17 protein-coding genes and 1 pseudogene are annotated in these 19,899 nt (G+C 70.0%); 16 read left to right on the forward strand and 2 right to left on the reverse strand.

What is annotated here, in order from left to right:
• Nucleotides 1-90: 90 nt before the first annotated feature.
• The 15 genes from ACIBJF_RS27545 to ACIBJF_RS27615 all read left to right on the forward strand — a co-directional run bounded on the left by ACIBJF_RS27545 (nt 91) and on the right by ACIBJF_RS27615 (nt 15,624).
• Nucleotides 91-516: a PPOX class F420-dependent oxidoreductase gene (locus ACIBJF_RS27545; protein WP_399177674.1), complete on the forward strand. Its 426-nt coding sequence runs from the start codon at nt 91-93 to the stop codon at nt 514-516.
• Nucleotides 517-584: 68 nt separating this feature from the next.
• Complete coding sequence (locus tag ACIBJF_RS27550; protein ID WP_399177639.1) at nt 585-1,580, forward strand: hypothetical protein; 996 nt, start codon at nt 585-587, stop codon at nt 1,578-1,580.
• 667 nt (nt 1,581-2,247) lie between these two features.
• The gene (locus ACIBJF_RS27555) at nt 2,248-2,781 is read left to right on the forward strand and encodes a hypothetical protein (RefSeq protein WP_399177641.1); all 534 of its coding nucleotides are present in this window, start codon (nt 2,248-2,250) and stop codon (nt 2,779-2,781) included.
• A gap of 10 nt (nt 2,782-2,791) precedes the next feature.
• A complete protein-coding gene (locus tag ACIBJF_RS27560; protein WP_399177643.1) occupies nt 2,792-3,802 on the forward strand; it encodes a hypothetical protein in 1,011 nt (336 codons plus the stop codon).
• 21 nt (nt 3,803-3,823) lie between these two features.
• The gene (locus ACIBJF_RS27565) at nt 3,824-5,158 is read left to right on the forward strand and encodes a Dyp-type peroxidase (protein WP_399177645.1); all 1,335 of its coding nucleotides are present in this window, start codon (nt 3,824-3,826) and stop codon (nt 5,156-5,158) included.
• Between the two features lie 18 nt (nt 5,159-5,176).
• Nucleotides 5,177-6,058 carry a bile acid:sodium symporter family protein gene (locus ACIBJF_RS27570; RefSeq protein ID WP_399177647.1) on the forward strand — a complete coding sequence of 294 codons (882 nt, stop codon included), beginning with the start codon at nt 5,177-5,179 and terminating at the stop codon, nt 6,056-6,058.
• A gap of 453 nt (nt 6,059-6,511) precedes the next feature.
• The gene (locus ACIBJF_RS27575) at nt 6,512-7,534 is read left to right on the forward strand and encodes an AraC family transcriptional regulator (RefSeq protein WP_399177649.1); all 1,023 of its coding nucleotides are present in this window, start codon (nt 6,512-6,514) and stop codon (nt 7,532-7,534) included.
• A gap of 310 nt (nt 7,535-7,844) precedes the next feature.
• Entirely contained in the window at nt 7,845-8,903 is a 1,059-nt protein-coding gene (locus tag ACIBJF_RS27580) for a 3-keto-5-aminohexanoate cleavage protein (protein ID WP_399177651.1), read from the forward strand.
• Between the two features lie 47 nt (nt 8,904-8,950).
• On the forward strand, nt 8,951-9,925 hold the full coding sequence (locus tag ACIBJF_RS27585; protein ID WP_399177653.1) for a quinone oxidoreductase family protein: 975 nt from the start codon (nt 8,951-8,953) through the stop codon (nt 9,923-9,925).
• Between the two features lie 38 nt (nt 9,926-9,963).
• Nucleotides 9,964-10,884: a TauD/TfdA dioxygenase family protein gene (locus ACIBJF_RS27590; RefSeq protein ID WP_399177655.1), complete on the forward strand. Its 921-nt coding sequence runs from the start codon at nt 9,964-9,966 to the stop codon at nt 10,882-10,884.
• A 33-nt stretch (nt 10,885-10,917) separates the two neighbouring features.
• Nucleotides 10,918-12,258, forward strand: coding sequence for an MFS transporter (locus ACIBJF_RS27595; protein ID WP_399177657.1), 1,341 nt, complete (start codon nt 10,918-10,920; stop codon nt 12,256-12,258).
• Nucleotides 12,255-12,878, forward strand: coding sequence for an RBBP9/YdeN family alpha/beta hydrolase (locus ACIBJF_RS27600; protein ID WP_399177659.1), 624 nt, complete (start codon nt 12,255-12,257; stop codon nt 12,876-12,878). The genes ACIBJF_RS27595 and ACIBJF_RS27600 overlap by 4 nt, the downstream gene beginning before the upstream one ends.
• 527 nt (nt 12,879-13,405) lie before the next feature.
• Nucleotides 13,406-14,554 (forward strand): glutamate--cysteine ligase, encoded by a 1,149-nt coding sequence (locus tag ACIBJF_RS27605; protein WP_399177660.1) that lies wholly within the window; start codon nt 13,406-13,408, stop codon nt 14,552-14,554.
• Between the two features lie 258 nt (nt 14,555-14,812).
• Nucleotides 14,813-14,992, forward strand: coding sequence for a hypothetical protein (locus tag ACIBJF_RS27610; RefSeq protein WP_365331574.1), 180 nt, complete (start codon nt 14,813-14,815; stop codon nt 14,990-14,992).
• Between the two features lie 80 nt (nt 14,993-15,072).
• On the forward strand, nt 15,073-15,624 hold the full coding sequence (locus tag ACIBJF_RS27615) for a DinB family protein (protein ID WP_399177663.1): 552 nt from the start codon (nt 15,073-15,075) through the stop codon (nt 15,622-15,624).
• 37 nt (nt 15,625-15,661) lie between these two features.
• On the opposite strand, the gene ACIBJF_RS27620 is transcribed toward ACIBJF_RS27615, so the two are convergent.
• Nucleotides 15,662-16,876: a permease gene (locus tag ACIBJF_RS27620; RefSeq protein ID WP_399177665.1), complete on the reverse strand. Its 1,215-nt coding sequence runs from the start codon at nt 16,874-16,876 to the stop codon at nt 15,662-15,664.
• 113 nt (nt 16,877-16,989) lie between these two features.
• On the opposite strand from ACIBJF_RS27620, the gene ACIBJF_RS27625 reads away from it, so the two are divergent.
• Nucleotides 16,990-17,703, forward strand: a complete 714-nt coding sequence (locus ACIBJF_RS27625) for a DUF1275 family protein (protein WP_399177667.1) — start codon at nt 16,990-16,992, stop codon at nt 17,701-17,703.
• A 145-nt stretch (nt 17,704-17,848) separates the two neighbouring features.
• Here ACIBJF_RS27625 and ACIBJF_RS27630 read toward each other — a convergent pair.
• A pseudogene (locus tag ACIBJF_RS27630) lies at nt 17,849-19,810 on the reverse strand (discoidin domain-containing protein); the annotation flags it as partial.
• Between the last annotated feature and the right edge of the window lie 89 nt (nt 19,811-19,899).

Raw genomic sequence — 19,899 nt, forward strand, 5'->3', positions numbered from 1 at the left:
CACGGCACTGACGCTCCGTCAACGAGCGGCTGTGGCAAAGTGGTTCGGCAAGAGGTGGCCAAGAAGGGGAGCGCGGTCGTGGCGGCGGAGATGAACGAGCACGTGCGGAAGCGGCTGGAGGCGCCGAACTTCTGGTACTTGGCCACGGTGACGCCGGACGGGGCGCCGCACGTCACGCCGATGTGGGTGGGTCTGGAGGACGGGCTGATCGTGTTCAACACCTCGGTCGGCCGGATCAAGGAGGAGAACCTCCGCAACGACGCCCGGGTCCACCTCTCGCACGCCGACACCGAGAACCCCTACGACCGGGTGCAGATCTCCGGTCGCGCGGTGCGATTCGTGGAGGGGAAGGAGGCCGAGCGTGGCATGGACCGGCTGGCCCGCAAGTACCTGGGCATGAACGGATATCCCTGGCTGATTGAAGGCGAGCAGCGGGTGCACGTTCTGGTCGAGCCGGAGCGGGTGCGCCCCATCGTCGGCGTCGAACCGTTCCGCCCGGGAGTCATCCCTTCCTGAGCCGGTCCGCGCCGGCGCCGGCGTTCCGTCCAGACATGATTGTCAGTGCCGACTGCGATGATCTTCGCATGAACGAGACGCACGCACACCTGGCAAGACGCCTGCTCGCGGCCGACACGGACGGCTGGACGGAAACAAGCGCCCAGGATCTGCTCGCCGCCATCGGCCGGGAGGGCCGCCTCCGCGCGGTGGGCCGGTTCGAGGAGCCGTACATGAACGGCGAGGCGTACGTGGAGCTCGCGGTGCCGGTGCTGAAGCCGGCCGGCACGGGGGCCGCGGCCCAGGCGGCGGCCTTCCGTGCGGTGAGCGAGGAACTGACGGCGGAACTCGGCGAGGCGTCGATCATGGGTGTGTACGGCGACCTCGGCCCCTTCTACGCCTCAGGTCCGGCCTGGGGCACGCCGTACCTGCGCTGGCGCGGCCGGCCGAACACGCTGGAACTCCGGGCCGGGGCGGACGGCCCCGAGCTGGTGCTGCAGCCGACCGGTCCGCTGGAGAACTGGTTCTGGCGCCAGGGGCACGGCGAGGAACACGCGATCAGCGGATTCTTCGGCAGCCGCAACGACCCCGCGAACATCGGCCTGGGCCACCCCGGCGGCTGGCGTGCGAGGAGCTGGGAGGCGGTGACGCACTCGCTGGCGGACTTCCTGTCCACCCTCCCGGCCGAGACCACGGCCCTGGGCAGGCCGATCGGCATGCCGGTGTACGGCCGCGGGGCGGGGCCGGGCGCACCGCTCCTCTTCGAGATCTCCTGCGACGACCGCCTGGTGATCGGCTGCTTCCCGCCGCACGAGATGGACCCGCGGCCGGAGGCCCTCGGCTGGGGCCAGATGGCGGACCACCCGGCCACGCGAGAGGTGTGGGACGACGACCAAGACCCCCGCTGGCGCGTCGACGCGGGCGGACCGGGGCAGCCGCGAGGCCACGAACTGGCGGAGATGCTGGTGGCGACGGCACGCGCGGCGGGAGTGCGGCAGCCGGAAGACCTCATAATCGGCGGCGAGGCGGAGTACATGGGCCCGTACCACGTCACGTTCTACGGCCTTGGGCTCCCCACCGGCTGAAGACCTCCCGTACCCTGTCGGACGACCTGAGCCTCCTGGACGGGCAGGCGGCTCGGCCCCGGCTGTCCGGGTATCTCCGTGGCAGCGGGCCGGGCACGTCGGTGCGGCCTGACCCGCGTCCAGCCCCGCTGGAGATGTGTGAAGATTTGGCCCCCGCTGGTCCGCCGTCCCGGGACTTGGCGGACCGGCGCCTGTGAGGACGCTCTCGCGGGGTAAACGGAACCTACGCCTCCACATGCCGTGACGGAAACCCTTCGGAAGTGTGGTCCAGGTCATATCGGCATGGTGTCTCGCTTCGCTGGGCGGGCGGCAGGCGGTGGGCCGGGCGCTCCGGGATGGGGCGTCACCCCCTGGTGATCTCCTGGCCCGCCGGCTGCTCGCGGGAGTGGCGACGACCGGGGAGGGTGATCGGTCCGTTGAGCTGTGTCCCGACACCACACCCGGAGTGCTCATCACGTCGGTGCGGGTTCGACCGGGCCGGCCACGCGATCGACGACGCCACGGTCGCCGAGGCTCTGTGTGCGGCGACCAAGTGCCCACCGAGCTGGGCGAACTCGTCGCTGGCGGCAGAATGCGGTGCAGTCGGTCTCCTCCTGCCGGCGAGCGCGCCCCGTAGGCGGGCGAGAAGATGGGTGCGTACCGGTCACTGTCGGTGGGAGGAGCGGAGATGGAAATCAGGCCGCAGGCGGTTGTCCTCCCCAAGGACACGGATCAACTCGAACAGGGGAAGTACGGGCCCGTTTTCCCCAGGACGCCGGCGTGTTACGGGTTCACCATCGTCGCGCCCGTCAAGCCCGGCCACGCCGATGCGATGCGCGAGTACGGCTACTCGCTGGCCAAGGCTCTGGAACAGGATCCGTACCTTCTCGCACCGTTGAAGCTGCACTACTTGCGCTGGATTCTCTTCGACGACGACACGCGTTTCATGTACCAGGGGATCTTCGACACCGACTTCGACAAGTACACCGAGGACGCCATCGCGCTCTTCTCGAAGGCGGGCGTGAGCACGGCGTTCGAGCATCTGGAGGGATTCCCCGAGGACTGGCGGACCAATCCGGAGGCGTTCGTCAGATTCGTCCGTGAACACCACTGTCCGAGCTTCATCGAGTACGGAGAGTATCCGTATGTAACGGCGGACGAGATCAAGAAGGCCTTGCGGATCAAGAGCGCTCTGTCGGACATGCTGGACCAGATGCAGTGAGGGATGGGCGATGAGCGAGGTTGCGACTGCGCGGACCTACAACCAGCGGCACGTTCCCCGGAAGTACACCCCAGCCGGGCGGCGCGTGAGCGTCTACGTGTCGTGGAGTTACCCCGCCGAGGCGGGCCGGAACGCGGCCGAACTGGATAACCGGTTCTCCACCATGACCGAGGTCCGGCGGGTGGCGTGGCCGGCCTACGAGGACCCGAAGTGGTCGGACCCCTATCGGTTCCAGCAGGGCATCGCGGGATCGCTGGAGCTGTTCTTCTGGGCCTGGGTGCCGTTCCAGGACTTCGTCGAGGAGGTCACCGGCCATTGCGTACCGGTTTACCAGCGCATCGACCAGGCCGGCTTCCACACCCCGCTCGACGAGCGGGTGCTCGACGACACGGACGTGCTGTTCGTGTTCGGACTGGACCACATGATCACCGGGCAGGAGGCACAGCCCGGAGAGATCGAGGCGCTGCGGGCCTTCCTCTCGCGGGAGGACGCCCGCCTCGTCCTGGGGCCCCATCACGACGTCGGTGCCTCGGACGACCTGTCCGTGCGCGAGGTGGAGTACCGTCACCACGGCGATCCCCTGGTGCCTCGCCAGCAGCGCTTCGCCACCTACGTCAGGGACTTGATGAAGGGCCTGGGCGTGCCGGTCATCAACCGGTACGGGCTGCGCCCAGCCACCGGTGAGGACAACCGGATCGCTCCCCTGTCGACCGTCAAGGACCTGGACGAGAGGGGCTGGCTGCGAGGCGTCACGAACTTCAACTTCCACATGCACCTGCCGCACTACGCGGTGACGACCGATGAGCCGAAGGCCATCCACGTGCTGGCCCGGCAGCCGATCGACACGTCCCGGCCCCATCCGTTCACCGAGGACGGGAACACCGAGTTCAACATGTTCCTGTGGATGCCACCGAGCGGTGACCACGCGGCCGACGTGCTGCTGGCCGATTCGACGATCTTCAGCACGCTCTTCGGCGCCGACGACAGCCTGCGGAATTTCTGGCGCAACCTCGTCTCGTAGCGATGCCGCAGGGAGGCTGACGTGAGCGCACCCACGGAGGTCACGCTGGAACTCGACGACATCCAGCGCGGGGTACTCAGCCCGCGGCCGACGCCCTACGCGGCGACGTACCTGGCCTTCCGCGTCGACGACCGCTCCCAGGGCCGGGAGCTGATGCGGCGGGCGAGCGCGGCGGCGACCTCGGCCGCCGACTCCTCCAGCCCCCTCGGGGACACCTGGGTCAGTGTCGCCCTCACGTACGGGGGCCTGGAGGCGCTGGGGGTGCCGCGCTCATCGCTGGAGACGTTCGCGTGGGAGTTCCGGCAGGGAATGGCCGCCCGGGCCAGAGCGCTGGGCGATGTGGGGGACAGCAGCCCGGAGCACTGGGAGACACCGCTCGGCACGCCCGACGTCCATGTCGTGATCACAGCGGTCGCACCCGACCCTCCACGTCTGGAGGCGGCCATTGACCGCGCACGGCCCGCCTACGACCGCCTCTCCGGCGTGACGGCGATCTGGCGGCAGGACTGCTACGCACTGCCCACCGAGAAGGAACACTTCGGTTACCTCGACGGCGTCAGCCATCCGGCCGTCGAAGGCAGCGGCATTCCAGGATCCAATGAGTTGGAAGCGCCCTTGAAGGCAGGGGAGTTCGTCCTCGGCCACCCCGACGAGATCGGCGGTGTCCAGGCGCCACGGCCGGCCGTGCTGGGGCGCAACGGCAGCTACGCGGTCTTCCGCAAACTCCATCAGAGGGTTGCCCAGTTCAGGCGGTACCTGGGGGACAACTCCACCGGGGCCGAGGACGAGGAGCTGATCGCCGCGAAGATCATGGGCCGCTGGCGCAGCGGTGCCCCGCTGGCCCTCGCCCCGGAGCACGACGACCCGGCCCTCGGCTCCGACCCGCACCGCCGTAACACCTTCCTGTACGAGCAGGACGATCCGACGGGGTTCATCACACCCGGCGGCTGCCACATCCGCCGGGCCAACCCGCGCGACGCCTCGGTCGCCGGGGAGGTGCGGTTGCATCGCATGATCCGGCGCGGCGCCGTTTACGGCCCGCCGCTGCCCGAGGGAGTGCTGGAGGACGACGGGGCGGACCGCGGTCTGATGTTCGCGTTCATCGGCGCCCACCTGGGCCGGCAGTTCGAGTTCGTCCAGTCGCAGTGGATGAACGACGGCGTCTTCTTCGGGGCGGGCAACACCAGGGACCCCGTCGTCGGATCCGCGGACGGGGAGACGGGCTACACCATTCCCCGGCGGCCTGTGCGGCGCCGCCTCGCCCCGCTGCCCCGGTTCGTCGTCACCCGAGGAGGCGAGTACTGCTTCCTGCCGAGCCTGAGCGCCCTGCGCTGGCTCGGGGACCTTCGCGACTGACAGGGCGGGCAGGCACCAATGGACGCCCTGCATCTCGTCCTCAACGCGGTCACCGTCATCTTCATCGCGGCCACCATGTTCGCCGCCGGCCTGAGAGCCACCGTCCCGGCACTGCGCGGGGTCTTCGCCGACATTCCGCTGCTCTTGCTGGCCCTGATCGCCAACATGGTGGTCATTCCGCTGCTCGGCTGGGGCATCGGTGAGCTGTTCGGTCTTCCTTCGACGTCCTTCATCGCCCTCGTCCTGATCGCCTCGTCCCCAGGCGGTCCGTTCGGGGCGAAGCTGGCGGCGGTCCAGCAGGGGGACGTCGTCGCGGGCGCGGCGATGCAGGTGCTGCTCGCCTCCCTCGGCAGCCTCACCTTCGCGCCCACCGTCAACGCCATCCTCAACGCCGCCGACCTCGGCACCAAGGTCTCCCTCGACGTCGGCGCGCTCGTACGGACGGTGGCGCTGCTGCAACTCGTCCCCTTCGCCATCGGCCTGTTCGTGCGGCGCTACGCCGAGCCCACCGCACAGTCGTGGCACCCCACGGCGGCCGCGGTCTCCAACGTCACGTTCCTGGTCGTGCTGGCCGGCATGCTGCTGGGCAACTGGCGGGACGTCGTCGAACTCTTCGGTTCACTGGCCCTGCTCGCGGGGTTCCTGCTCGCGGGATTCGCCTTCGCCCTGGGAACGCTGCTGGCCACCGGCCCGACGATGCGCCGCACCACCATGGGAGGCGTCGCCTCGGTGCGCAACGCCGGCCCCGCGCTGGCCGCCATCGGCCTCGCCTTCGCCGACCAGCCCGCCGTCCTGGGCGCACTCGCCGCGATCCTTCTGAGCGGCATGGCGGCAGCCCTCCCGATCGCCACGTTTCTCAGCAGACGCCGGGGTGTGCCAGAGGCCGCAGCAACGCGATGACCAGGTGACTACAAGCCGGTGCGGGGCGGCGGACAGCCGCAGCCCGGGCGCGTCGTGTGCAGGCTCCGGGGGAGGATGACGTCACGTGGGGTGACCCAGGCGCGTGTCACGGGACGGGAGTGCGGTCCGGCCGACCGATCGGCCTGGCCGGCGTCCTTGTGGCGGGCCAGCCACAGGCGCAGCAAGTGACGTTTGTGTTCCGCGGCGTCGAAGTCCTCGTACGCCGAGCGGGCGTGCAGCACCCGTCGTCTCCGGGGTTTCGGCCATGGTCGCCTCCGCGAGGTCGGGTGAGCCGAACGGCTTCGTTCGGTGGCGCGGGCGAGGGGGTGCGGCTGCCGGACGCCCCACGACCGCGTCGACGGGGATGCTATGAATCTCCCGCGCCTCATGCTTGATGTATGGAGACGGGAAACTTAACTTCTGGGGACTGCCGCCGCCCCTGGAGCGTGCCTCATGAGGCCTCTTGTCCGCACCGCCGCGCTGAACGGCTACGTCGAGCTGAGCCGTTCCCTCGGTCTCGATCCCCGTGCGCTGATGAAGAGCGTCGGCCTGGACACCGCGGACCTGGCCGTGCAGGACCGGTGGATCTCCGGCACAGCGGTCGTCAGACTGCTGGAGCTGTCGGCCACTGCCTCCGGGCGTGAGGACTTCGGTCTGCTCCTGGCGGAGCTGCGGCGTTTCTCCAACCTCGGTCCCATCAGCCTGCTCGTCCGTGAAGAGCCTGATGTGCGCAGCGCGCTGGCACTGCTGATCCGTCATCAGCACACGTACAACGAGGTCCTGCACGCCCGGCTCTCGGAGGGCAACGGGGTGGCCACGCTCAAGGTGGACCTCCGGCTCGGGGAACCGCAGCCGGCCCGGCAGAGCACGGAGCTCGCCGTGGGCGCGTTCCACCGCGTGCTGTGCGGCTTCCTCGGCCCGCACTGGCGGCCGTCGTCGGTGTGCTTCGCCCACCGGGCGCCGCGGGACACCGCCGGTCACCGCCGGCTGTTCGGGCCCTTGGTGGAGTTCGACCGCGACTTCAACGGCATCGTCTGCTACGCCGAGGACCTCGACGCCCCCAACGCCATGGCCGACGCCCAGTTGCGCAGCTACACCCGCCAGTACTTCGAGTCCGTCGCGTCTCCCAGGGAGGCGTCCGAGGCCGACCGGGTGCGTGACCTCATCGAGGCGCTGCTGCCGACCGGGCGCTGCTCCATCGAGCAGATCGCACGCAGCCTCGGCGTCGACCGGCGCACCGTGCACCGTCATCTGGCGCGTTCCGGCGAGACATTTTCCTCCCTGCTCAATGCGACCCGCATGGGGCTCGCGGAGCAGTTCGTCGCCAATCCCAGCCGCTCCCTGACCGAGGTCTCGACGCTGCTGGGGTTTTCCTCGCTGAGTGCGTTCTCCCGCTGGTTCCACGAGCACTTCGGCACCGGTCCGCGGGAGTGGCGCAAGAGCCGGAGCGGCTCGGCAGGGCGCGGCGGGAGCTGAGCCTGCGGGACGCGCGGGGCCGCTGGGACCCATGGACTCGCAGGTGTGTCCCCGATTGGCAAGTCACCTGTCACCACAGGCAAAGCAGGCGCGTACTGCCCGCCCTACGGTGGCACCACCGCGCAGGCGGCCGGCCTCCGGAGGGAGTGCTTTCCCGCTCCCCTGAGGGCACTCCCTCCGGATCGTTTCGGTCCAATGCGGTCTGGGCCGGGTGTCGGCACCAGCCCGTACGTCCGCTGCGGCATGCCCTGTTGCCGCGTCCGCCGCCTGCTCCGTGACGCGATCACCCCTGCGACAAAGGAGAAGCACCGTGCACTTCCACGACGACTCCCTGTTTCCCGAGAACCAGGAGAAGCTGGTGATCCAGGCCGCGCCGTACGGCCCCGAGTGGCTTCCCGGAGACGCGGACGACCTGCCACTGACCATGGACGAGCACGTACAGGCGGCCGTCGACTGCTACAACGCCGGTGCGACGGTGCTGCACATCCACGTGCGGGAGCTCGACGGAAAGGGCTCCAAGCGGATGTCCATGTTCAACGAGCTGCTCGGGCGGCTGCGCGAGGCAGTGCCGGACATGGTGCTCCAGATCGGCGGTTCGATCTCCTTCGCGCCCGAGGGCGAGGGCGAGGACGCCAAGTGGCTCGCCTACGACACCCGCCACCTGCTGGCCGACCTCACCCCGGCGCCGGACCAGGTGACGATCGCGATCAACACCAGCCAGATGAACATCGTCGAGATCATGAACGACGACGACCTGGAGGGCACGTCGATCGCGAAGCCGGACTACTACCGCGCCTACCGCGACATGGTCGTCGAGGCCGGTCCGGAGTTCTACCTGGAGCACCTCAAGCGCCTGCACGCGAACGGCATCCAGCCCCACTTCCAGCTCGCGCACCTGGCCCAGCTGGAGACCGTGGAGCGGCTGATCCGCGCGGGCATCTACACCGGGCCGCTGATCCTCAACTACGTGGCCATCGGTGGCGGTTTCGCCGGCCGACACCCCGCCGACCTGGTCGAGTTCATCCGCCGCGTGCCGGACGGCGCCGTCCTGACGATCGAGAGCTCCATGCGCGCCGTGGCCCCGATGAACGCTGTCGCCATCGCCCTCGGCCAGCACGTGCGCGTCGGCAACGAGGACAACCTCTGGCGCGCCAAGGGCGAGCGGATGTCCTCCGTGGCCCAGGTCGAACAGATGGTGAGGATCTCCGAGGCGCTCGGCCGTGAGATCGCCACGGGAGCGGACGCCAAGCGGATCTACCGGCTCGGCGAGTACTACGCGGATGCCGACGACACCCTCGCCCGGCTCGGCATGGTGCCCAACCGCCGCCCGGGACAGCGCGGCTTCATGCTGCGCGACGTCCAGGGCTGATCCCCGGCCCCCTTCCCCACCCCTGCGACCCTCTCCGGGAGCTTTCCGTGGCACACGCCGTCCGCTTCTACGAAACCGGTGGCCCTGACGTCCTCACCTGGCAGGAGGTGTCCGTCGGCGACCCTGGACCGGGCCAGGTGCGCATCCGGCACGAGGCCGTCGGCCTCAACTTCGCCGACACCTACTTCCGTACCGGGCTCTACCCGGTGCGGCTGCCCGACGGCATCGGCGTCGAGGCCGCCGGAGTGGTGGAAGCCGTCGGCGAGGGCGTCACCCATGTCGCCCCGGGGGACCGGGTGACGTACACCGGAAGCCCCCTCGGGGCCTACAGCACCGAACGGGTCATGGGCGCCTCGCACCTGATCAGGCTGCCCGCCGAAATCAGCTGCGAGACGGCGGCCGCGATGACCATGCGCGGCCTGACGGCGGCCTACCTGCTGCGCAGGATCCACCCGCTGCGGGAGGGGGACACGATACTGCTGCACGCGGCGGCCGGCGGCGTGGGCCTGATCGTCTCCCAGTGGGCCGCACTGCTCGGCATCCGTGTCATCGGCACGGTCTCCAGCGAGGAGAAGGCGGAGATCGCCCGCGCACACGGATGCCGGCACGTCATCCGCTACCGGCAGGAGAACGTCGCCGAAAGGGTGCGGGAACTGACCGACGGCGCCGGAGTACCGCTGGTGCTCGACAGCGTCGGCAAGGACACCTTCGCCGGCTCGCTGGCCTCGCTGTCCCGCCGCGGCCTGCTGGTCTGCTTCGGCACCGCCTCCGGCCCCGTCCCGCCGATCGACGCGATGCAACTCGCCGTCCAGGGTTCGCTGTTCGTCACCCGGCCCGCCCTGGCCGACTACATCGCCGACCCCGCCGAGCGCACCGCGCTGGCCGACGAGCTGTTCGAGCACGTCGCCTCGGGGCGCATCAAGATCGAAATCAATCAGCGCTACGCCCTCCAGGACGCCGTGCAGGCCCACCGCGACCTGGAAGCCGGCCGGACCACCGGGTCCTCGGTCTTCGTCCTGTGACAGGGCGCAACCCCGTTCCATCCAGGGAGTGAGCACCCATGCCAGACATCCTCTCGTCCTCGCCGCGGCACGCCCCGGCGCCGGTGCGCCCCGGCGCGTTCCGTACCGCGATCGAAGCCGAGCCGCTGACCTGCACCATCGGAGCGGAGATCACCGGCGTGAACCTCGCCGACGCGGCCCGTGACGACGAGCTGTTCGCCGAGATCAAGAGCCTGCTGCTGCGGTACAAGGTCCTCTTCCTGCGGGACCAGGACATCTCGCGCGCCGACCACGTCGCGTTCGCCTCGCGCTTCGGCCCGCTGGAGGACCACCCCGTCGCCGGCAGCGACCCCGACCACCCCGGACTCGTCCGGATCTACAAGGACCTGGACAGTCCCCCCGAGCACTACGAGAACGCCCTGCACACGGACGGCACGTGGCGGGTGAACCCCTCGATGGGCGCCGTGCTGCGCTGCATCGAATCGCCCCCGGTCGGCGGCGACACGATCTGGGTCGACATGGCCGAGGCGTACCGCCGGCTCCCCGACCACATCAAGACCCGGATCGAGGGGCTGCGCGCCCGGCACAGCATCGAGGCGACCTTCGGAGCCGTCCTGCCCGAGGAACAGCGCCACACGCTGAAGGAGCGGTTCCCGGACGCCGAGCACCCGGTCGTGCGCACTCACCCCGAGACGGGCGAGAAGATCCTCTTCGTCAACGCGTTCGCGACGCACTTCGTGAACTACCACACGCCCGAGAACGTGCGTTTCGGCCAGGACTACGCGCCGGGCGCGAGCCACTTGCTCAGCTATCTGATCAGCCAGGCCGCCATCCCGGAGTACCAGGTGCGCTGGCGCTGGAGTCCCAACAGCGTGGCCATCTGGGACAACCGCTCCACCCAGCACTACGCCGTCCAGGACTACTGGCCCGCCGTCCGCAAGATGGAGCGTGCCGGAATCGTGGGCGACAGACCGTTCTGACCTGCCACTTCCCGAGCAGTCGAGGTGATGACAATGGAGTTTCACACCACTGCGCAGTCCACGTCCGGGGCCGCGTCCGGCTGGCCCGTGTCCAAAGGTTATGCCTGGACGGTTTTCGCACTCGGCTTCGGCCTGCTGCTGTCGGACTACATGTCCCGCCAGGTCCTGAACGCTGTCTTCCCGATGCTGAAGGCCCAATGGCTGCTGTCCGACGCCGCCCTGGGGTCGCTCAGCGGCATCGTGGCCCTGGCGGTCGGCGTGCTCACCTTCCCCATGTCCCTCATGGCCGACCGGTGGGGGAGGGTACGCAGCCTGCTGCTCGCCGCCACGATGTGGAGTCTGGCCACCCTCGGGTGCGCGGTGTCGGCCGGCTACGGCGAGATGTTCGTCGGCCGGCTCTTCGTCGGCATCGGCGAGGCGGCGTACGGCAGTGTGGGAATCGCCGTGGTCCTCAGCGTCTTCCCGGTCGCCCTGAGGGCCACCCTCTCCGGTGCCTTCATCGCGGGCGGCGCCTTCGGCTCGGTGCTCGGAGTCGCCGTCGGCGGCGCGGTGGCCCAGGCGGCGGGCTGGCGCTGGGCGTTCGCCGCGATGGGGATCTTCGGCCTGGTCCTCGCCGTGGTGTACGGCGTCGTGGTCAAGGAGAGCAGACTGGCGCCGCGCGGACGGTCCACGGGCGGTGAGGACGGCGTGCGGGAGCGTCGGCGGCTGCGCGCCCACCTGCCGCGTCTGTTCTCCTCCGTCTCCGTCGTCAGCGCCTATGCCGGCAGCGGACTGCAACTGTTCGTCGCAGGCGCGCTGCTGTCCTGGCTGCCCAGCTTCTTCAACCGCTACTACCACATGGCAACGGCCAGAGCGGGCGCGGTCGCCGGCGGCTATGCGGTGATCATCGGCTTCGGGATGATCTTCGGCGGCATCGCTTCCGACCGCATCAGCTCCACCACCCCGATCCGCAAGTGGGCCGTCGCCGTAGGGTGCAGCGTCGGCTCGCTCCTCCTGCTGACCCTTGCCTTCCAACTACCCGCGGGGCCGGTTCAGTTGCTGACTCTGGCGGCTGGCGCCCTGGTGTCGGCCGGTTCCGCCGGCCCGGCGGCGGCCATGGTGGCCAACCTGACCCCCGCCTCCATCGCGGCGACCGCGTTCGCCACCCTCACCCTGGCCAACAGCCTGCTCGGGCTGGCCCCGGGCCCCGCGGTCACGGGTGCTCTCGCGGACCGCTTCGGCCTGCTGGGCGCCCTGCGCATCGTGCCCCTCGTCGCGGTCGCGGCCACGGTGGCCTTCCTGGTCGGCCGGCACTGGTACGAGCGCGACCTCCGTCGCCTCGACGACCTCCCAAGCAAGGCCAAGCCGAAGTACCCGTCGGAGGTCCCCTCATGAGCCCCACCGCGGAACCCACCGTGGTCATCGTCTCCGGTCTGCGCGACCACGTCGCGAACCACTGGCAGACCCTGCTGGCCGAACGGCTGGCCCAGGCCGGCCGCGCCGTCCGCACCGTTCCCCCGGTGGAGGGGAACCGACTCGGTCGGGACGTCCAGGTCGGCAACCTGGCCGCCACGCTGGCGCCCCTGGACGGACCGGTCCTGCTCGTCGCCCACAGCGCCGGAGCCATCACCACGGTGCACTGGGCCGGGCGTCACCGCGCCGACGTCCGCGGAGCGCTGCTCGCCACGCCAACGGATTTCGAGACACCGCTGCCGGACGGCTACCCCACCCCTGTCGAACTGGCGGACCATGGATGGACCCCCGTGCCCCGCGCGCCGCTGCCCTTCCCCAGCCTCGTCGCCGCCAGCGCCGACGACCCCCTCGGCGCACCGGAGCGCGTCGCCGGGCTGGCCCGCAGCTGGGGCAGCCGCCTCGTGGAGCTGGGCGCGGTCGGTCACCTCAACCCGGCCTCGGGATACGGCGAATGGCCCCTTGCCGAGGAACTGATCCGCATGCTGGAGTCCGACTCCGCCGGCGCGCCGCTATGGGCGAGGCCCACCGGAGGGTGCCCATGACGCCGGACACCGAACTGCTGCGGACACCCTTCGCCCGCGCAAGCCGGCTCGTCCGCCGAGAGGCCGTCCGTCGGACACCAAGCGGGAGCGTTCAGTGTCGGACACGTCGTGCCGAGCGTCTCGCGGCTGCAGGTGCCCCTCCCTCCCCCTGCTGCTCGTACGGAAACGGCCGGCGCCGGCTGGACGTGTCGTCGGTCCGCCGCGTCTTGTGCATGATCCGTCGGCGACTGCCCTGGTGGTAGCCGGGTCCGGGCCTGCCGCTGAGCCGCGGGGCTGCGCGCTACGGTGCCCGGCGGCGGAAGCGGTCATGGGCTGTCCGCTCGCTGTGATCGTGGCTTGGCAACCGCTTGCAGGGCTTCGCTCGAAGGCTCAGCATGACGGTTCCCACTCGTTGTTCCGGCGGTAAGAGGGCTTGTGCGCGCGGGTGCGTGAGGAATGAACGTGACCTGTGCGGAGCCGGCGACGGCTGGTTTCCGGTGACCCGTGTCTTTCGGAAAGGGCTGGATGTGCCAGAGCCGTTTGATGCCGTGACCCCCGCTGCCGTCGGCGGGGCGGGATACGCGCCGGAGGCGGCCGCACCGCCGACGGTCGGTGCGGAGGAGGAGTTCGTCCTGGTTGACCGGCGCAGCAGGTCGACCGTCAGCAGGTCTCTTTCCGTGGTGCGTGCCGCGCGCGCTCGCCTCGGCGGGGCGCATGTCACCCCCGAGCTGTCGCAATCCCAGGTGGAGACGGTAAGTGCGGTGTGCCGTACCGGAGTTGAAGTAGAGGCGGAAGTCCTTCGATTACGCGCCGGTGCGGCTGCCGCAGCGGCCGAGCACGACTGCCTGCTGGTGCCCAGTGGCGTTGCGGTGCTGGGCCGTTCCGGGCCGCCGCCCGTCCTCGATCGGGCACGGTACCAGGCCCTTGCACGCCGCTTCGGACCCGTGATTCACGGGCAGGGCGTGAACGCCTGCCACATACACGTCGGCGTGGCCGACCGGGAGGATGCCGTTCGGGCGGTCAACCATCTGCGGGGCTGGATGCCGTTGCTGCTGGCGCTGACCGCCAACTCCCCGTACAGCGATGGCGCGGACACCGGATACGCGAGCTGGCGATCGGTGCTCTGGAGCCGTTGGCCCTCGGCGGGACCTCCTCCCCACCTGCGCGATGCGGCGCACTACCAACGGGTCGTCGACCAGCTCGTGGCGTCCGGAGCGGCGCTCGATCCGGCCATGGTCTACTGGCATGTCCGGCCCTCGGCGCATCTTCCCACCGTCGAGGTCCGCATCGCGGACGTGATGCCCGACGCCAGGACCACCACCGCGTACGCGCTGCTCGTCCGTGCCCTCGTCGGGCACGCCGTGGAGGTGGGGCGCTCCGGCGAACCCGCGCCCGACGTCCCCGACCTGCTGTTGAGGGCGGCGTGCTGGCAGGCCGCCCGGCACGGATCCGTCGGCGCCCTGCCCGGCACGCACACCCGCGACTGCGCTCCCACGGACGTCGGCCGGCTGATCGAGGAGCTGTGGAAACGGGTCGAGCCACACCTCAGTCGGCACGGCGACGACGGACGGGTCAGGGACTGGCTGGGCGATGTCCAGCTCCACGGGTCCGGCTCCGCGCGGCAGAGGCGTGCGGCGGAACGGCACGAGGGTGGCCTGCGGGCCGTGGTGGACGACCTCGCCGTCGAGGTTCCGTGAGGTCGGCCGGTTGGGGGCCATGTGGCTGGTGTGGGTGTTGTTGCGCCAGGCCGTACCAGTCGGCGCGGTGCCCGGATGCCTGGGCCGAACTCGCCTGTCATCCCTCGGCGACGATGGACATCGCCGGGTTTACGGTGTTCCTGAGGGCTTTGTTCGGACGTTGAGCGCAGCCCGGAGTCCTCGGCTTCGCCGAACCCTGCCGCTCCTGCTCGCCCGGGGGGTGCCATGAAAGTCGAAATGATCCAAAGGGCCGCCGACGTGCTCTTCGACGTGCCGGACGAGATGCACGAAGAGATCATCATGCTCATCAGCGTGGTCACCGACGACAACGAGACACGGGCGCCGGACCTTGCGGCCGCGTTCGGGGAATGGTGTTGGCTGGTGTATACGATCCGCGGCGACGTGGTCGAGGTGCTGGACGTCGGCTGCGCCCGGTGACGCCGGGACGTGATCGCTGTCTGCGCCGACGGCGCTCGGCGGGATCGACCTCGAAGACGGCGTGTCGTCATGATGTGGGCATGAAGATTCCCGACCGACGGATCGAACTGTTCACCGGCACCGGCAGCGAGAACCGGTTCAGCGGCCCCACGACCGGTGACGAGCGGACCATGCTTGTGGCGATGCTGGACGCCCAGCGGGCGACCCTGGAGCTGAAGTGCTCCGGTCTGGGGCCGGAGTTGGCCATGCGGTCCGTGTCTCCGTCCTCGCTCTCCCTGCTCGGCCTTGTCCGGCACCTCGCGGACGTGGAACGCCGCTGGTTCCGGGCCGTGCTCGCCGGGCACGACGTCGAGCTGTGCTTCTCCTCCTCGGACGTCCCCGAGGGCGACTTCGACGGCGCCAGCCCCGATCCCGAGGTCGTGGCGGCATCCTGGGCGGCCTGGCGGGCCGAAGTCGCCTTCGCGCAAGCGTTCGTCGCCGAGGCTCCGCATCTCGACATCGAGGGCCAGGACCCCTGGCGCGGCACGGTCTCCCTGCGCTGGGTGCTCATCCACATGATCGAGGAGTACGCCCGTCACAACGGACACGCCGACCTGATCCGCGAACGGATCGACGGCGCGGTCGGGGTGTGACCCAGGGTTGCTGTGCCGGCCCCGCCGGGCGGCCGGCTCAGTGATGGTGGTGGTGCTCGCCCTGTCCATGCCCGTGTCCCGCTGTCTGCCCATGACCGTTGTCGTGGTCATGCTCGCCGTGGTTCGGTGAGCCGCCCATCATGCGCAGCATCGCCGGGCCGCCGGTGCGCAGGAAGCGGACGAGGAGGGCGGCGGCCAGCAGCAGGAAGGCGATGTTGAGCCAGGTCGTGTAGTTCCAGCTGACGCCCTCCTCGGGGATCTTCGCGTCGGCCTGGTCGGGGATGAGGCCCAGACCCCCGAAGGCGAACTCCACGACGTAGCCGGCCACCGCCATCGCGGCGAAGAACGTGCCCAGCAGGAAGGCGGCCATCCGGGCGCCGTAGTACTTCCGGTAGATGTTGAGGATCGGAAGGATCAGCAGGTCGGCGTAGATGAAGGCGATGACACCGCCGAAACTGATGCCGCCCTTCCACAGCACCACGGCGAGCGGCACGTTGCCGATGGAGCAGACGAACGTGGCGATGGCCACCACCGGCCCGATCAGCGGCCCGATCAGCTTGGCCGCGAGCGGATGGTCGGCCAGGAAGAAGGTGCGCCAGAAGTCGTCCGGCACCCACGCGGCGATCGCCCCGGCGATCAGGAGGCCGGCCACCAGGTCGCGCAGGATCGCCGCCCACTCCATGACGAAGATGTGCGAGACGGAGGTGACGCCGTCGCGGGAGAGGAGCCGGCGCAGGAAGCCGCCCTCGCCGCGCACGGACATGTCCATCGCCGCATGCCCCTCCATCGACCCGGCCAGTCCGCGCTCGGCCTGCTCCCGCGCCTGCCTCAGCAACCGCTCACGCAGGAGGAGCCGGAACAGCACCGCGAGTACGACGATCATGATCGGACCGCCGACGAACTCCGCAGCGGTGAACTGCCACCCCATCAACAAGGCCAGGATCACGCCGAGTTCGACCACCAGATTGGTCGAGGCGATCTCGAAGCCCATCGCCGCCGTGAAGTTCGCCCCTTTGCGGAACAGCGAGCGGGCGAGGGCGACGGCGGCGTACGAGCAGGACGACGAGGCCGCGCCGAGCCCCGCGGACAGAGCGAGCGTGCGGGGCCGGTCGTCCCCCAGCAGCCGTACGACCGTCTCTCGGCGGACCACTGCCTGGACGACGGCGGACAAGGTGAAGCCGAGGATCAGAGCCCAGGTGATCTCCCAGGTCATGGACCCGGCAATGGACAACGCGTGCCCGATCGCATCCATGCCGCACACCTTTCGCCGTTGCCTGCCGCCCGCAGCCTTGAGTGTATACCCCGTAGGGGTATGTGGGAGGTTACGATGGCGCACCCTGAGTGACGAGCCCCCGGGGGAAAGCCGTGGAGCAGCAGGTTCAGTCGGACGCCCGCGCGGGACGCTCTCTGCGTATCGCCGTGGTGCTCCTCGTAGCGGCGTCCGGCGCTGTCGAATCCGTCTCCTTCCTCGGGCTCGACCGGGTCTTCGCGGGAGTCATGACCAGCAACCTCGCGCTGCTCGGCATGGCCGTCGGCCGGGGCGAGGCCGTCGGCGTCACCGCGGCGGTGCTGGCGCTGTCCGGGTTCGGCGTGGGCACGGCGGTCGTCGCCTGGTGCACCCGCGGCTCCGCGGTGCCGACGAGCCACTGGTCCCGGCACGTCATGTTCTTCCTCGGCGTCGAGGCGGCCCTGCTGGCGGCGGGCGCGCTGGCCTGGGGCCTGACCGGCGGCACACCGGGCGAGACGGCCCGGGACGTCATGCAGTTCGGGGCCGCGCTGGCCATGGGAGTGCAGGCCGCGTGCATGGTCGCCGCAGGACATGCCGCCGCGCCGACCACCTACCTGACCGGCACGCTCGCCACCTACATCGTCAAGGGAATCGGCACCGGCCGCCCCGGCGTGTGGGTGCCGCTGCGGTTCGTCGGCCTCATCGCGGGTGCGGCCGTCTCCGCCGCGCTGCTGAAGGAGGCGCGTGCCTGGGCCGCGCTGCCGTCCGTGATCCTGATTCTGTGTGCGATCGCCACCGCCTGCCTGCCGCTTTCCGCCGCACGGCGCCGGAACACCGTAGCCCCCGCCTGAACCACCGCCCACCTACTGCCGTCCTCGGCTTGTTCACTCCGGATGCAGCGTCACGCCTGAGCCGGGACGACGTCCGCCCTGCACGCCCGGCCGGCCACCCTGCCCGGTAGCGGCGTGCGCGGCCGCGACCGGACAGGGCGGCAGCTCAGCCGCGCAGTGTCGCGACCGGGCTGTTGTACGCCTCGGCCGTCAGCACCGGGTGCCGTGACGTGGACGACGTCGCCGGCCAGGACACATGGACCGTGCGGGACTCGCCGGGCAGCAGCCACAGGTAGTTGTCGCTGTACAGCGTCGGCAGCACCCGGCGGCCGCGCGTGTCCTCCAGCAGCGACAGCCGGACCATCGCGGCCACCGCGGAGCCGGCGTTGCGGACGATCGCCGTCAGCTCCTGGCGGTCCCCGGAACGCGACACCTGTGTGACGGCGCCGGTCAGCCGCACCTGCTTGGCCTTGTTCAACGCTTGCAGGTCGGAGGCGTCGCGGTAGCGCCAGTAGGTGTTGCGCGCCAGTTCCCTGCCCCGGGAGTCCTCCAGGGTCAGCCGCAGCAGGTGCAGATCCGGCAGGTCGTCCGTCCAGGCGGAGGTGAACGCCTTCGCGGTGTCCGCCCGCTGCACGTCCACCCGTGCCGACCGGCTCCTGCCGAGCAGCCGGCCGGAGAGGTCGTACAGCCGGGCGGTGACGGTCGCATTCTGCAGGTCTGCCGAGGTGTGGTTCACCGCGATGACCTGCCATTCGACCGGGTCGGCCTGAACGTGCAGCGGTTCGCAGGCCGAACGGGCGCCGTAGTAGGTACCGTTGACGTCGAAGTCGTAGTCGTACGTCTGCCAGACCGTGCTGTGCCAGGTGGGTGGGACATCCACAGCATCAGGCCGGAGGCGTTGTCCCACAGGTTGGCGTTCCACGCCTCGAACATGGCGCGGGTGTTCTCGTAGTTGACGAACTGCGCCTTGCGGGTGAAGTCGTCCAGGTCGCCGCACTCGCCGAGCCGGGCCTCGATGGCCGCCTTGTAGTTCTGCGGCGCCTGGTTCCCGTGCTCGCTCCAGTCGTGGTAGTACCACGCGCCCCGGATGGGCCACTCCGGCTCGTCGCCCGTCATGGCGCGGGTGCTCGCCGCGGTGGAGACGACGGGCATGCCGATCTCTGTGGAAGCCGAAGTCCCGGCTGCCGTAGGTCGTGGGGTCGAAGTACTTCTGCGGCTCCACCCAGCCGTAGGGGCCGCCGCCCGTGATGATGCCGCCCGCCGAGTTGTTCTGGTAGAGCAGGCCGGGCACCTGCTGCTCCACCGCCTCGCGCATCCCCTTGTCGATGGCCGCCGGGGGATTGCCCTCGTTCGCGCCGCACCACACCACCACGCAAGGGTGCACGCGGTAGCGCAGAACGGTGTCGCGCGCGAGGGAGTTGAACGCCTCGTGGTCCGGCGGGTCCATGCCCCAGGCGTTCGGGAAGTCGTTCCACACCAGGATTCCGTACCGGTCACAGGCCGCGAAGAACTCCTCGCGATCGCTGGAGCCGACCCAGTTGCGGATCATGGTGAAGTTCATGTCGCGGTGCATGCGTACCGCCGCGTCCATGCGTTCCGCGGGCATCCGGCGCAGCAGTTCGTCCCAGCCCCAGTTGCCGCCGCGGGCGAGCACACGCACCCCGTTGACGCTGATCTTCAGCGGGTCCGGGGTGTTCGAGACAGACTTGACGTCGGTCCACTTCTCGCCGTCGTCGGACACCTGGATCACGTACGTCTTCGGGTACGCGGTCTCCCAGACCACGGCCACGCGGCCGAACGTCCGCGAGGAGCCGAGATCGACCTGGATCCACTGGTGGTCCTCGTAGGCGGAGGACCAGCGGGTGTTCGGGTCGCCGTCGGTGGCGTGCGCGGCCGGATGGTCGGACTCCTCGGTGGAGGCGGTGGCCTTCTGGCGCAGCGCGAGGTCGGTACCCGGGTCACTGCCGTCGATCACGCCGAACGACCACAGCGAGTTCCCCCAACTGGTGTTGCGCAGCCCGCAAATGAGCCGGACGTAGCGCGCGGTCTGCTGGTCGAAGTCCTCGATCTGCAGGCTCGCGTTGCCGTTGTTGAACGGCAGCGGCACCGCCCCGTTGTCCACCGACTTCACCGGGTTCCTCCGAGGATGCCCCGGCCTTCAGGCCGGGGAGGAATCGGACTCCTGCGGAGCAGGGCAGGGATAGCCGGATCGCCGTC

It is taken from the genome of Streptomyces sp. NPDC050743, assembly GCF_044456925.1.
Taxonomy (GTDB): Bacteria; Actinomycetota; Actinomycetes; order Streptomycetales; family Streptomycetaceae; genus Streptomyces.